The organism is Flavobacterium pedocola, assembly GCF_053764385.1.
Window position 1 is genome coordinate 165,139 of record NZ_JBSNCR010000002.1, and the last position, 15,335, is coordinate 180,473.

The following is a 15,335-nucleotide window of genomic DNA, read 5'->3' on the forward strand; positions in this document are numbered from 1 at the left end:
AAAAAGCCGACTACATGTAGTCGGCTTTTTTATTATTTCATCTTATCAGAAAGGTATCTTTTTATGGATAACAACTCCTTCTGTGGTTTTAATTTCCAGCAATAGGATTTGATTGGCCAGGTTCAGATTCGAGATAACAATTTCAGATGCATTGATATCCGACTGTCCCTGAATCGCTCTTCCCTGCAAGTCGTAAATCTTAACATCCGCGATAGTTATATTCTTGGCTGAAATAGCAAGACTGGTCGGGCTGTTCTTGTAAACCACCACAGTATTTGCATACGCATTACCTGATCCGACACCTAAAGTAGTATCATAAAACACTTCGAAACGATTGGTAAAAGTTCCCGCCGCGGATGTAAACGAATACGGAGCCGCTTTCAAATCGTGCACTACGCTCAAAAGATTGTCTCGCAAATAAATGTTCTGAGTTCCTGAAAAAACACCGTCCACATGATCTATGGCAATCGAATGAGCACCTGAATACGAGGTTTTAAAGCGCAACGGAACCACATCTGTATTCACGAACGCAGGTCTTCCCTGTATGATATAATTCCCGCCGTTAATATCCATGGTAAGGGAAACCGGGGCATCTTCTATTGTTTTTCCGTCGATACCATAATCCACTCCTAAAGTTGCACTGTTGAAATACCCCAGCAACATCTGGTTGTTGGCACCGGAAGTGCTATCCACATTAAGCCAGATTCGGTCACCGGTCAAGTCTCTGCCGGCAGTACTTCTGAAAAACTGATCGGCATTATCGGCAGCTCTCATGCTATTGGTAAACGAAACAGTAGTGGCGCTACCTGACATCTCCACAAGGAAGCCTTGTCCTGTTCTTAAAATACCGTTTGGATTCACCACCTGTGCTTCTCCGTTACTTACAAAACCTGCCGTGGTCCAGGTACAATAACCCGGTTCGGTCGTTGCACTATTCGTTTTTCTCCAGAAATAAAGTGTACCGGTTATATTACCGCTGTTACCATTTACAAAACTGTTCAAATCCACCGGAGACGGATACGGGTTCCCTATCGCATTGTACCCAAATCCGGAACCTCCGTTATAAGCACTGAATGAAATGTTGCCGTTATTAGGAACTCCGCTGAAAACCCCTCCCCATTTGGTAGGTGTCGTCGGGTGGTTGTCCGGCATTCTGATCAGATAACCTTTTGCCGTCTGAAAACTATTGGAACTTGGCGTAATGGCACTGTACACATTAGTCGCGGAATTGTAAACATAAAAACGTGTCGCTACTGTTAAAGGCGAAAACGCTAAGAGATTTTGCGAGGCAACCGGTGAAGACCATAAGGTATAGTCTAGACGCATTAAGGCTGAACTGTTTCGATACACGGTTATGTTTCCGATATTCGGTGCATTGTTGATCTGCAATAAATTAGCATTATTCTGCAAAACCATAGACGCTCCAGAAGCAACTGCCATGTTATTGGTAAGGGTGATATTGTATCCCGAATTAACCGTTAAAGAAGCCGTTCCGTTTAATGACACCGTATTGGCAAAAGCATTGGCAGAAGAAACAACTACCGTTGCAGAGTTAATAATTACGCTGGAATTTGCATTAGGAACAGTCCCGCAACTCCAATTGCCTGACTGGTTCCAGTTCGTATCAACAGCACCTGTCCAGCTATTTACAGCATTCACCGTAACGGTAGAACTTCCTGTTAAGGCCTGGGAACATCCAGATAATGATATGGAAATCAAATTCAAGGTCTGATTCGAAGTAGCGCCTGCAACCGTAACAGAAGCTGTTCCCCCGGTCAGCACAACCGTTTGATTGCTTCCGCCGTTAATGTTGTACGTCACGGTAGCCCCTGAAGATCCGGTTAAATTGAAAATTGCCGTATTACCGGTACAAACCGGACTGTTGTTACTGCTTATTGAGACAAAAAGCGATGACGTTATGGTGACCGTAGAGCTTGCTGACAATGCCTGAGAACATCCTGATAAGGCAACGGAAACTAAATTCAGAGTCTGATCCGAACTCACTCCAGTAACGGTTACAGCTGCCGTTCCTCCAGTCAGCACAACTGTTTGATTGCTTCCGCCGTTAATGTTGTACGTCACGGTAGCTCCGGAAGTTCCGGTCAAATTGAACACAGCATCATTCCCGGAACAAACCGGACTGTTATTACCATTTATTGAAGCTACCGGCGCCGGATTCACAGTAACTGTAGAACTTCCGCTTAAAGTTTGAGAGCATCCTGACAAGACAACGGAAACTAAATTCAAAGTCTGATCCGAACTCGCTCCTGTAACGGTTACAGCAGCCGTTCCTCCAGTCAGCACAACCGTTTGATTGCTTCCGCCGTTAATATTATACGTTACGGTAGCTCCGGAAGTTCCGGTCAAATTGAACACGGCATCATTTCCCGAACAAACCGGACTGTTTGTACCGCTTATGGATGTCACCAACATTGGATTAACCGTTATTGTAGCAACTGTACTGAAGGCCGTACAATTCATATTCACCACCACCACTCTATAATACGTTGTTGCGGTTAAGTTTGACACCGTTAAATTTGCAGTTGTATTAGCAATATCGACTACTCCGGAAGAAAAATCACTTACCGGAGACGATTGCCACTTTTGAATAGTATTACTATAGCCTGTAAGTGTCAGGTTGGTAATATTTGCTCCGTAGCAAACTGTCGCACTACCCGACAAAGTCCCTCCCATCGGTCCGTTCTGAACCGTAATCTTCACATTGGCACTGTTCGCAACGGCACAACCTCCATTCTGTACTACAGCTCTGTAATAAGTGGTTGATACTAAATCCACAACCGTTAAAGTTGTGGTTGTATTAGCGATATCCGTAGGACTATTAAAATTGGGCTGCGTAGAAGACTGCCATTTAATCACTGTCCCGGTATGTCCGCTAAGTGTTAAGACTGTTGAGTTGTTTCCGGAACACACTGTCGCATCTGAGGCTACCGTTCCACCCACAGAAGGCGGGCTAACCGTAACAGTCACCACATTGCTATTCACCGTACCACAACCTCCGGTAACCATGGCACGATAATAGGTCGTCACCGTTAAGTTCCCCATCTGAGCAGATGTTAAAGTCGCAGCAGTGGCTCCTGTAATAGCATTAAAAACAACATTATCTGTGGACGATTGCCACTGTATGGTTCCTGTACTTCCGGACAAAACAATATTCGCCGGTTGCGTTCCGGAGCAGATGGACTGATTTGAAGCCGCAGTTCCTGCATTCGGATTTACCGTAACCGTTCCTACCCCACTATTCGACTGACAGGTTCCGTTAGTAAGCACCGCTCTGTAATAGGTTGAAACCGATATATTAACAGCAGTATAACTTGCAGAAGTATTGCTGATATCAACAACACCGGAAGAAAAATCACTTACCGTGGACGATTGCCATTTCACGATACTCCCGGTATACCCGGATAAAGTCAAAAGCGTGCTATTGGTTCCGGGACATACAGTGGCACTTCCTGAGATTGCACCACCCGTTGGAGCAGCATTAACCGTAAAATCGGAAGATGCGCCGGCACCGGTACTGGCATCAAAATCAGGCCCTGTGGACCCGACTGCTATTTTATAGGCACCCGAAGCAGTAACCGGCAACAAAATAGTTCCCTCAACATTGGCATTCACTACTCCATTACCACCTTGAAACGTATAAGGCTGTAGCGCAACGGTTCCTAATAAAGTAAAGGGAGCAGCACCTGTATTCGTACTTAAATAAGCCGAAAAAACAGTAGTGTCTTTATAATGCTTATTATTCCCGTTTCCGTTGGTTGCCGTAAAAGTTAAGGTAACGAGTTGCCCGCCGCAAACCGGATTAGGGGCGACAGTATTGACCTGGATTGTCTGACCTTTCATTGACAAACCGCAAAGCAGCATTAGAAGTAATGCCGCTTTAAAATCGATTTTGGCAAAGGCCGATTTTAGTTGCGTAATTGTATACTCCATACCATTACATTTAAAGTTCACTTTTAAAGTTAACTATTTATAAGATAAGAGGCTCGTTTTTCAGAAAAAAAATCGACCAAATACACATTATTTTTAATTTTAACAGTCAATTCCCTCTAATTAGAGAATAAAAAAACCTCTCCAAACGGAAAGGCTCTTTTATTCTCTTATTTAAATCTTTTATCAGAAAACAATCTTCTTACTTTGTAACGAGCCGCTTTCCGTCTGAATCTGAATCAAAAGCACCTGATTATCAACCTGCAATGGTATGTTAGTCTGATCAGACGAGAGATTCTTCAGTTCTTTCAAAAGTCTTCCCTGCACGTCAAAAACTTTCACATCAAGGATCTTTTTGTCTGAGGTGATAACCAACTGATTGTTTGCTTTATAAACGGTCACATTATCAAGCTGAACACGTGATTTCATTTCAAATTTTTCAAACAATAATTCGAAACGGTTTTCAAAAACACCGGAGTCCGACACGAAACGATATTTTGACATTTTCAAATCATGAATTTTATTGACCGAATTATCCTTAAGAAACACTTGCTGATTTCCGGCAAACACACCTTCCAAAGATTCTGCTGAAATCTCAAATTCTCCGGCTGTATGCGTTTTAAATTTCAACGGCACAATATCTTCATGAGCAAATTTGTTTTTCCCCTGAATTGTGTAATCTTCTCCATCAAGTGTCATGGTAAGCGCAAGGGGCGTTTCCATAAGTTCTTTTCCGTCGATAGCAAAATCCACACCGTTGGTAGCATTGTCAAAATACCCCAAAAGCATTTGGTTTCTGTAACCTTTTCCCCCGTCAACGTTCAGTTTTATTTTATCACCGGACAAAATTCCTTCGGCTTCGTTTTTTTCTTGCTGGTTTCTGAAAAACTGATTGGCATTGTTGGCAATTCGCATTGTATTGTTAAAAACGATATTGGTCTCATTATTGGACATTTCCACAAAGAAACCCTGTCCGGTTCTGATGATGCCGTTTGGATCGAAAACCTGCGCTTCCCCATTACTAACAAATCCGGCAGAAGTCCAGGTACAATAACCCGGCTCAGTAGCAGTACTGTTGCTTTTTCTCCAGAAGTAAATCGTCCCGGTCATTTTTCCGATATTGGTCGTTACGAAAGAGCTCATTCGGATAGGCGAAGGATATGGGTTCCCAATCGCATTGAATTTTTTGCCCACCCCTCCGTTATAAAGGCTTACTGGAATGGTTCCGTTGTTGGGTGTACCCGCAAAAATTCCGTTCCAAACCGTTGCCGTGGTCGGATGGTTGTTAGGGGTTCTAATCAAATATCCTTTAGCCAGCTGAAAATCATTGGTAGCCGGATCAATGGTGTTGTATAGGTTCGTATCTGAATTATAAGTATAAAACCTGTTGGTCAAGGTTAAGGGCGAAAAATTCAAAAGGTTTTGTCCGACAACCGGAGAACCCCAAAGCGTATAATCCAAACGCACCAGTGCCGAACTGTTTCGGGCTACTTTAATTTTACCGGTATTTCCCCCGGCATAAGAACCCTGCAATAAGTTTGCGTTGTTCTGCAAGGTGAAATTTCCGGTTCCCAGAACAGTAACAGGACCGTTAACCGTAAGGTTATGATCGGTAGTTACCGTAAGCTCCCCACCATTTTCCACAATAATTTCCTTTACCTGCACCGTAGTGGATATTACCGCAGGATTTGCCGCAGCCGGTATCACCACAACACTGGTTGAAGTTGGCAGCTTACCGCAATTCCAATTGGCAGTTTCCGTCCAGGCATTGTTTAGCGAACCGTTCCATCTGTAATATTTAACTGCCACGGATTCCGTAAGCGAAGTTGCCTGTGCACAGCCACCTGAGCCCTGAGCAAGTACTCTGTATTTCAGGCTGACTTCCGGAGTTGACGTTGTAGTATTAACCGTTAAAATATTGGTGATTACGTTTCCGTTGGTATTGATTCTTTTTTCAATGCTGTACGAAACCCCTGTTACAGGATACTCATTGATTCCCACCCAAACGTTAGGAGCTGATTCAACCTGCCAGACAAACGCCGTAGCATCGACATTGCCTAAAAAATCAGCGCAGGTTCCTTTAGTAACACTTACCGCCAGTTTTTTATTGGAACCCGTACATATCTCGGAGGTAATTTCATCCAGATCATTTGTAAAAACAACCTGTGCCTGAAGCGAAAAAGATGTCAAAAAAACCAGTATCAGTAGAGCTGTGTTCAATTTGCAGCCAAGCAAACCAAACAGGTTAAAGTAATGTTTATTCATAAAATTGGGGTTAGGGTATGTAAAAATATCAAAAACTATTTACTCGAACAAAAAAAGAAGATTTTTTAAAGCATAATCTACTAGCAATGAAGCAAAAAAAAAAAAAAAACGACTCAGAATAATAACCACTATCCTGAATCGTCTGTATCTGATATTTCATTTTGAATTAAGCCTGCCCGGTCGGACCAAAGTTTAAAGGGATTGGCGGTTGTTCCGCTTCTTTAATCTCTCCATGTGCTGCTTCAAAACGATGGATATTTTCCCCCAAAGCTCTTAACAATCGTTTCGCGTGTTGTGGTGTCAACACAATTCTTGATTTTACTTTCGCCTTAGGAACACCCGGCATGATACTAACGAAATCCAAAACAAACTCGGTATTGGAATGGTTAATAATTGCCAAATTTGAATACGTACCTTCTGCAGTCTGCTCGTCTAATTCTATATTGATCTGCCCCTGTGGATTGTTCTTGTCGCTCATTGTGATACTTTTAAGTAGTAGTTTAATATTAGTGCTAAAATATAAAACCCTAACAGTAAAACACTGTTAGGATTTATAAATATACTAAGAAATTAAATACTAGTAGTTAAATTCTTCTTTAGCAGCCAACAATTCGTTGAACTCTTCTTTAGAACCGACGATAGTGTTATCGTAATCTCTCATACCGGTTCCGGCAGGGATTCTGTGACCCACGATAACGTTCTCTTTCAATCCTTCTAAATCGTCAACTTTACCAGCTACAGCTGCTTCGTTCAACACTTTCGTTGTTTCCTGGAACGATGCCGCAGAGATAAACGATTTCGTTTGTAACGATGCTCTTGTAATACCTTGAAGTACCGGAGTAGCTGTTGCAGGAACTACATCTCTTGCCACCACCAAGTTCTGATCGTTACGTTTCAACAAGGAGTTCTCATCACGTAACTCTCTTGGTGATACAATCTGACCTGCTTTTAGGTTTTGAGAATCACCGGCATCTTCCACCACTTTCATTCCGTATAATTTGTCATTTTCAGTGATGAAATCAGACGTGTGAACCAATTGCTCTTCTAAGAACAACGTATCACCCGGATCCTGAATCTGTACTTTACGCATCATCTGACGGATAACAACTTCAAAGTGTTTGTCGTTGATTTTTACCCCCTGTAAACGGTAAACCTCCTGAATCTCGTTCACCAAATACTGCTGAACAGCTGATGGCCCCTGGATTCTTAAGATATCTTCCGGAGTGATTGCCCCGTCTGATAACGGCATACCTGCTTTTACGAAGTCATTCTCCTGAACTAAGATCTGGTTCGATAATTTCACAAGATATTTCTTGATCTCACCAAATTTAGACTCAATAACGATCTCACGGTTACCACGTTTGATTTTTCCAAACGATACTACACCGTCGATTTCAGATACTACAGCCGGGTTCGAAGGATTACGAGCCTCTAACAACTCGGTAATTCTTGGAAGACCTCCCGTGATATCTCCCGCTTTCGAAGAACGACGTGGGATTTTAACTAAAATCTTACCTGCTTTAATTTTCTCTCCGTTGTCCACCATTAAGTGAGCTCCTACCGGTAAGTTGTACGAACGGATCAGTTCGCCGTCTTTTCCGTAGATCAATAAAGTAGGGATTAATTTTTTATTTCTTCCTTCGGTAATAACTTTCTCCTGGAATCCGGTTTGCTCATCGATTTCAACCATGAACGATTGTCCTTGCTCGATATCTTCGTAAGCTACCTTACCGGTAAATTCAGAGATAATTACACCATTATACGGATCCCATTTACAGATGGTCGCACCTTTTTCAACTACGTCTCCGTCTTTTACGAAAATGCTTGAACCGTAAGGAATATTATGGGTATTTAAAACAATACCTGTTTTTTCGTCTACTAATTTTAATTCAGTTGAACGGGAGATTACGATATCCACAACGTTTCCTTCGTTATCTTCTCCTTTAACTGTTTTAAGATCTTCAATTTCCAATCTACCTCCGAAACGTGCAATGATGCTTGATTCCTCAGAGATACCTCCAGCAACCCCTCCAACGTGGAACGTACGAAGTGTTAACTGTGTACCCGGCTCACCAATTGACTGTGCTGCAATAACACCAACCGCTTCACCTTTCTGCGTCATCTTACCTGTTGCAAGGTTTCTTCCGTAACATTTAGCACAGATTCCTTTTTCTGCCTCACATGTAAGCGGAGAACGAACCTCTACTCTTTCTACCGGAGATACATCGATTGCTTTAACGATTGCCTCAGTAATCTGCTCCCCTGCAGGAATAATAACTTCTCCGTTTAGTGGATTGATCACATCCTGTAACGCAACACGTCCTAAGATTCTTTCCCCTAAGGTTTCAACAACCTCTTCGTTTTTCTTTAAAGCAGAAACTTCAACACCTCTTAAGGTACCACAATCTACAGAGTTCACGATAACATCCTGGGAAACGTCATGTAAACGACGCGTTAAGTAACCCGCATCCGCCGTTTTAAGTGCCGTATCCGCAAGACCCTTACGGGCACCGTGGGTAGAAATGAAGTATTCTAAGATCGAAAGACCTTCTTTAAAGTTCGATAAGATCGGGTTTTCAATAATTTCACCACCACCAGCAGTTGATTTTTTAGGCTTAGCCATCAAACCACGCATACCGGTTAACTGACGAATCTGCTCTTTCGATCCACGCGCTCCAGAATCAAGCATCATATATACCGAGTTGAAACCTTGTTGGTCCTCACGGATATTTTTCATTGCTAATTCTGTCAATTGCGCATTGGCTGAAGTCCAAATATCAATAACCTGGTTGTAACGCTCGTTATTGGTAATAAGACCCATGTTATAGTTCATAGAGATACCTTCAACTTGCTCTCTGGCATCTGCAATCAACTGATTTTTCTGTTCCGGGATTCTAATATCACCTAAAGAGAAGGACAATCCTCCTTTAAATGCGAATTTATACCCCATATCTTTCATATTATCCAAGAAAGCTGCTGTTGTAGGTACATCAGTTACACTTAAAATGTGACCGATAATATCTCTTAAGTTTCTCTTAGTTAATACGTCATTGATGTATCCTGCTGCTTCCGGAACCACCTCGTTAAACAAGATTCTTCCTGCAGTAGTTTGGATGATTTTGTATACTAATTCTCCATTCTCATTGAAGTCTTTAGCTCTGATTTTAACGCGAGCATTCAACTCAACTCTTCCTTCGTTTAGCGCAATGTTACACTCTTCTGCAGAATAGAAAGTCAAACCTTCCCCTAAAATCTTGTGCGTTTCAGTCGACAAACGTTCTTTGGTCATGTAATACAGACCCAAAACCATGTCCTGAGAAGGTACCGTGATTGGCGCACCATTGGCAGGGTTAAGGATATTGTGGGAAGCCAACATTAACAATTGTGCCTCTAAAATAGCCTCTGGCCCTAACGGTAAGTGTACTGCCATCTGGTCACCATCGAAATCCGCGTTGAACGCCGTACACGTTAACGGGTGCAACTGAATCGCTTTTCCTTCAATAAGTTTTGGCTGGAAAGCCTGAATACCTAAACGGTGCAAAGTAGGAGCACGATTAAGTAGTACCGGGTGTCCTTTGATTACGTTTTCAAGGATATCCCATACCACCGGCTCTTTCTTATCGATGATTTTCTTAGCTGACTTAACGGTCTTAACAATTCCTCTCTCGATTAACTTACGGATAACGAATGGTTTGTACAGCTCAGCAGCCATATCTTTCGGAAGACCACATTCGTACATTTTCATCTCAGGTCCAACAACAATTACCGAACGTGCTGAATAATCCACACGTTTACCTAGTAAGTTCTGACGGAAACGTCCTTGTTTACCTTTTAAGGAATCCGATAACGATTTTAACGGTCTGTTCGATTCTGTTTTAACAGCAGAAGCTTTTCTTGTGTTGTCGAATAACGAGTCTACAGATTCCTGTAACATACGCTTTTCGTTACGCAAGATTACTTCCGGCGCTTTGATCTCCATTAAACGTTTCAAACGGTTGTTACGGATAATTACACGACGGTATAAGTCGTTCAAATCCGAAGTCGCGAAACGACCACCATCTAGCGGCACTAACGGACGTAATTCTGGCGGGATCACCGGGATCACTTTTAAAATCATCCACTCAGGAAGGTTCTCTCTGTTGTTGTTAGCCTCACGGAAAGATTCTACTACCTGAAGACGTTTTAACGCTTCTGTTTTTCTTTGTTTTGAAGTTTCGTTGTTAGCAGCGTGACGCAATTCGTATGACAAAGCATCTAAATCGGTACGGGCTAACAAGTCCATGATACATTCCGCACCCATCTTAGCGATGAATTTGTTCGGGTCTGTATCATCCAAATATTGGTTTTCCATCGGAAGGGAATCCTGAATGTTCAGGTATTCTTCTTCTGTTAGGAAATCTAATCTGTTTAAAGATTCTCCATCCGGTCCTTTAGCGATACCCGGCTGGATTACTACGTATCTTTCGTAGTAAATGATCATGTCTAATTTCTTAGACGGTAAACCTAAGATATAACCGATTTTGTTCGGAAGTGAACGGAAATACCAGATGTGAGCAATTGGCACCACCAAATTGATGTGTCCAACACGGTCACGACGTACTTTTTTCTCTGTTACTTCTACCCCACAACGGTCACAAACGATTCCTTTGTATCGGATTCTTTTGTATTTACCACAAGCACACTCGTAATCTTTTACAGGACCGAAAATTCGCTCGCAGAAAAGACCGTCACGCTCAGGTTTGTGAGTACGATAATTGATGGTTTCCGGCTTTAGAACCTCACCTCTTGACTCAGCCAAAATCGACTCAGGAGAAGCAAGACCAATGGAAATCCTGTTAAATCTTTTGATCGTATTTTTATCTTTATTTCTATTATTCATCATAGTTTTTACTATTGATTTATTTGCAATTAAAATTTGATTTAGACTTATGTTTTATCCTTAAGAAGGATTAAATCATTACGCTGCCACCTCGAATTACTTCTCTAAACCTCAAACTCTCATTTGAAGTGCTAGTTATAAAATGCCGTGCATTATTATAAAAAATCGGAACGGGTTACGGGTATAAATCCTTAAAAACGTATTATAAATAAGTATTCAGCTCCGATACATCGGAACTGAATACTGCTTTGTTTGTTATTCTTCTAATCTGATGTCTAATCCAAGACCTTTCAATTCATGCATCAATACATTGAATGATTCCGGCAAACCTGGCTCTGGCATAGTTTCTCCCTTAACGATTGCCTCGTAAGTTTTTGCTCTACCGATTACGTCATCCGATTTAACTGTCAAGATTTCTCGTAAAGTACTTGATGCACCGTACGCTTCAAGAGCCCAAACCTCCATCTCTCCGAAACGCTGACCTCCAAACTGTGCTTTACCTCCTAAAGGCTGCTGCGTGATCAACGAGTAAGGTCCGATAGAACGTGCGTGCATCTTATCATCTACCATGTGTCCTAATTTCAACATGTAGATCACACCCACAGTTGCCGGCTGGTGGAAACGCTCTCCGGTTCCTCCGTCATACAGATACGTATGTCCGAATCTTGGTACACCTGCTTCATCAGTCAAGGCATTGATCTGGTCAAGAGATGCTCCGTCGAAAATTGGCGTTGCATACTTTCTTCCTAATTTCTTACCTGCCCATCCTAATACCGTTTCATAAATCTGTCCGATGTTCATACGAGATGGTACCCCTAGTGGATTCAATACGATATCTACCGGTGTTCCGTCTTCTAAGAATGGCATATCCTCCTGACGAACGATTTTCGCAACGATACCTTTGTTACCGTGACGACCTGCCATCTTATCTCCTACTTTCAGTTTACGTTTCTTAGCGATGTATACTTTAGCAAGTTTCAGGATTCCTGATGGTAATTCATCCCCAACAGTAATCGTGAATTTCTCTCTTCGTAACGCTCCCTGTAAATCGTTCAACTTAATTTTATAGTTGTGGATCAAGTCATTTACCATAGCATTTGACTCGTCATCGGTAGTCCACTGACCTTTTGTTAAGTGTGCGAAATCCTCCACAGCGTATAACATTTTTTGCGTGTATTTCTTACCTTTTGGCAATACTTCCTCACCCAAATCATTCATTACACCCTGAGAAGTTTTTCCGTTTACGATTTCAAACAATTTCTCAACTAACTTGTCTTTCAACTGAACGAATTTCACTTCGAATTCAGACTCAAGAACCGCTAAATCGTCTTTGTCTTTAGAACGCTTACGTTTATCTTTTACCGCTCTCGCGAATAATTTTTTATCTAAAACCACACCGTGTAACGATGGAGACGCTTTTAATGAAGCATCTTTCACATCACCAGCTTTATCACCGAAGATCGCTCTTAATAGTTTTTCTTCCGGTGTTGGATCTGATTCTCCTTTTGGTGTAATTTTTCCGATTAAAATGTCACCAGGTTTTACCTCGGCTCCGATTCTGATCATACCGTTTTCATCCAAGTCTTTAGTAGCCTCTTCCGAAACGTTTGGAATATCATTCGTTAACTCTTCGTTACCCAATTTCGTATCACGAACCTCTAATGAGTAATCGTCTACGTGGATGGAAGTAAAGATATCGTCACGAACTACTTTTTCAGAAATCACGATCGCATCCTCGAAGTTGTACCCTTTCCAAGGCATGAACGCTACCTGTAGGTTTCTACCTAAAGCTAACTCTCCGTTTTGCGTTGCGTATCCTTCACAAAGCACTTGTCCTTTAACAACTCTGTCCCCTTTTCTTACGATAGGTTTAAGGTTGATAGACGTACTCTGGTTGGTTTTTCTGAACTTGATTAACTGATAGGTTTTCTCGTCTGCATCAAAGCTTACCGCTCTTTCTCTCTCAGTTCTGTCGTATTTGATGGTAATTTCATTAGCATCTACGTACTCCACAACTCCGTTTCCTTCAGCATTGATCAAGACTCTTGAATCCGAAGCTACCTGACGCTCTAAACCGGTTCCGACAATTGGTGATTCAGGACGTAATAATGGTACGGCCTGACGCATCATGTTTGATCCCATCAACGCACGGTTCGCGTCATCGTGCTCCAAGAAAGGAATCAACGATGCGGAAATCGAGGCAATCTGGTTCGGTGCTACGTCGGTATAGTGAACAGCGGTTGGTTCCAATACAGGGAAATCTCCTTCTTCACGTGCAATTACACGCTCAGCAGTAATTTTTCCGTTGTCATCCATGTCGATGTTCGCCTGAGCAATCAACTTACCTTCTTCTTCTTCAGCGCTTAAATAAATCGGTTCGTTTTTCAGATCCACCACACCGTTTTCAACTTTACGGTAAGGTGTTTCAATGAATCCCATTCCATTTACTTTCGCATATACCCCTAATGAGGAAATAAGTCCAATGTTTGGTCCCTCTGGAGTTTCAATAGGACATAAACGTCCGTAGTGCGTATAGTGAACGTCACGTACCTCGAAACCAGCTCTTTCTCTGGATAAACCTCCAGGTCCAAGTGCAGATAAACGACGCTTGTGTGTAATCTCCGCTAATGGATTCGTTTGATCCATGAACTGAGACAACTGGTTGGTTCCGAAGAATGAGTTAATTACCGACGATAATGTTTTCGCGTTAATCAAATCGATTGGCGTAAACACCTCATTGTCACGAACGTTCATTCTTTCACGGATTGTTCTTGCCATACGTGCAAGACCAACACCAAACTGTGCAGACAATTGCTCACCAACTGTTCTAACACGACGGTTTGATAAGTGATCGATATCATCAATCTCTGCTTTAGAGTTGATCAATTCAATCAAATACTTCACGATAGTGATGATATCCTCTTTGGTAAGCACTTGCTTGTCCATAGGAATATCCAAACCTAATTTTTTGTTCATACGGTAACGACCTACATCACCTAAGTTGTAACGTTGATCCGAGAAGAACAATTTATCGATAATACCGCGAGCCGTTTCCTCATCAGGCGGTTCTGCATTACGCAACTGACGGTAAATGTGCTCAACAGCTTCTTTTTCAGAGTTTGTTGGGTCTTTCTGTAACGTATTGTGGATGATCGCATAATCCGCCTGATTGTTATCTTCCTTGTGTAACAAGATCGATTTCACGTTAGCTTCTACGATTTCCTCTACATTATCTTTATCTAAAAGCGTATCACGGTCTAAGATGATTTCGTTACGCTCGATCGATACTACTTCTCCAGTATCCTCGTCTACGAAATCCTCATGCCAGGTGTTCAATACACGCGCAGCAAGACGACGTCCGATATACTTTTTAAGACCGGTTTTGGAAACTTTGATTTCTTCTGCAAGGTCAAAAATTTCCAAGATATCCTTATCACGCTCGAATCCGATGGCACGGAATAAAGTCGTTACAGGTAATTTTTTCTTTCTGTCGATATACGCGTACATCACGCTGTTGATATCGGTAGCGAATTCAATCCAAGAACCTTTAAAAGGAATTACCCTAGCTGAATACAATTTGGTTCCATTGGCATGGAAAGACTGTCCAAAGAAGACACCAGGAGAACGGTGTAACTGAGATACTACCACACGCTCTGCACCGTTGATCACGAATGTACCGCTTGGTGTCATGTAAGGGATGGTACCTAAATATACATCTTGTACAATTGTTTCAAAATCCTCATGCTCCGGGTCTGTACAGTATAATTTCAAACGTGCTTTTAACGGCACACTGTAGGTTAGACCTCTGTCTATACACTCTTCAATTGTATATCTTGGTGGATCAATAAAGTAATCAAGGAACTCCAATACGAACTGATTTCTTGTATCCGTAATTGGGAAGTTTTCCATGAAGGTATTATAGAGACCTTCGTTTCCTCTTTCGTCGGACTTGGTTTCCAGCTGGAAAAAATCCTTAAAAGATTTTACCTGAATATCCAGAAAGTCCGGGTAATCAGGGATGTTTTTCGTCGAGGCGAAATTTAATCTTTCAGTCTGATTTGCTAACATCAATGGACAAAATTTTGATTAAAAAAGTAGTTTTTGTGTGAAAACACAGTGTAATTATACTTTCTTCAAATAACCGATACATCTCTGAAAATGAACAGAAAGTTGTAATTTCATTTTCTTTCTTCGTATAGATTAAAATAATGCGTATTTAAACTTATTTAAAATAATAATTTAT

At 41.7% G+C, this 15,335-nt stretch carries 5 protein-coding genes; all 5 read right to left on the reverse strand.

The window, feature by feature from the left end; translation table 11 throughout:
• Positions 1-45: 45 nt before the first annotated feature.
• On the reverse strand, positions 46-3,951 hold the full coding sequence (locus tag ACWPKD_RS04805; protein WP_455411549.1) for a beta strand repeat-containing protein: 3,906 nt from the start codon (positions 3,949-3,951) through the stop codon (positions 46-48).
• Positions 3,952-4,134: 183 nt separating this feature from the next.
• Positions 4,135-6,213 carry a hypothetical protein gene (locus ACWPKD_RS04810; protein ID WP_455411550.1) on the reverse strand — a complete coding sequence of 693 codons (2,079 nt, stop codon included), beginning with the start codon at positions 6,211-6,213 and terminating at the stop codon, positions 4,135-4,137.
• Positions 6,214-6,379: 166 nt separating this feature from the next.
• The gene (locus ACWPKD_RS04815; protein ID WP_455411551.1) at positions 6,380-6,691 is read right to left on the reverse strand and encodes a DUF3467 domain-containing protein; all 312 of its coding nucleotides are present in this window, start codon (positions 6,689-6,691) and stop codon (positions 6,380-6,382) included.
• Between the two features lie 99 nt (positions 6,692-6,790).
• Positions 6,791-11,095 carry a DNA-directed RNA polymerase subunit beta' gene (gene rpoC, locus ACWPKD_RS04820; RefSeq protein ID WP_455411552.1) on the reverse strand — a complete coding sequence of 1,435 codons (4,305 nt, stop codon included), beginning with the start codon at positions 11,093-11,095 and terminating at the stop codon, positions 6,791-6,793.
• Positions 11,096-11,347: 252 nt separating this feature from the next.
• The gene (gene rpoB / locus ACWPKD_RS04825; protein ID WP_455411553.1) at positions 11,348-15,160 is read right to left on the reverse strand and encodes a DNA-directed RNA polymerase subunit beta; all 3,813 of its coding nucleotides are present in this window, start codon (positions 15,158-15,160) and stop codon (positions 11,348-11,350) included.
• Positions 15,161-15,335: the final 175 nt, after the last annotated feature.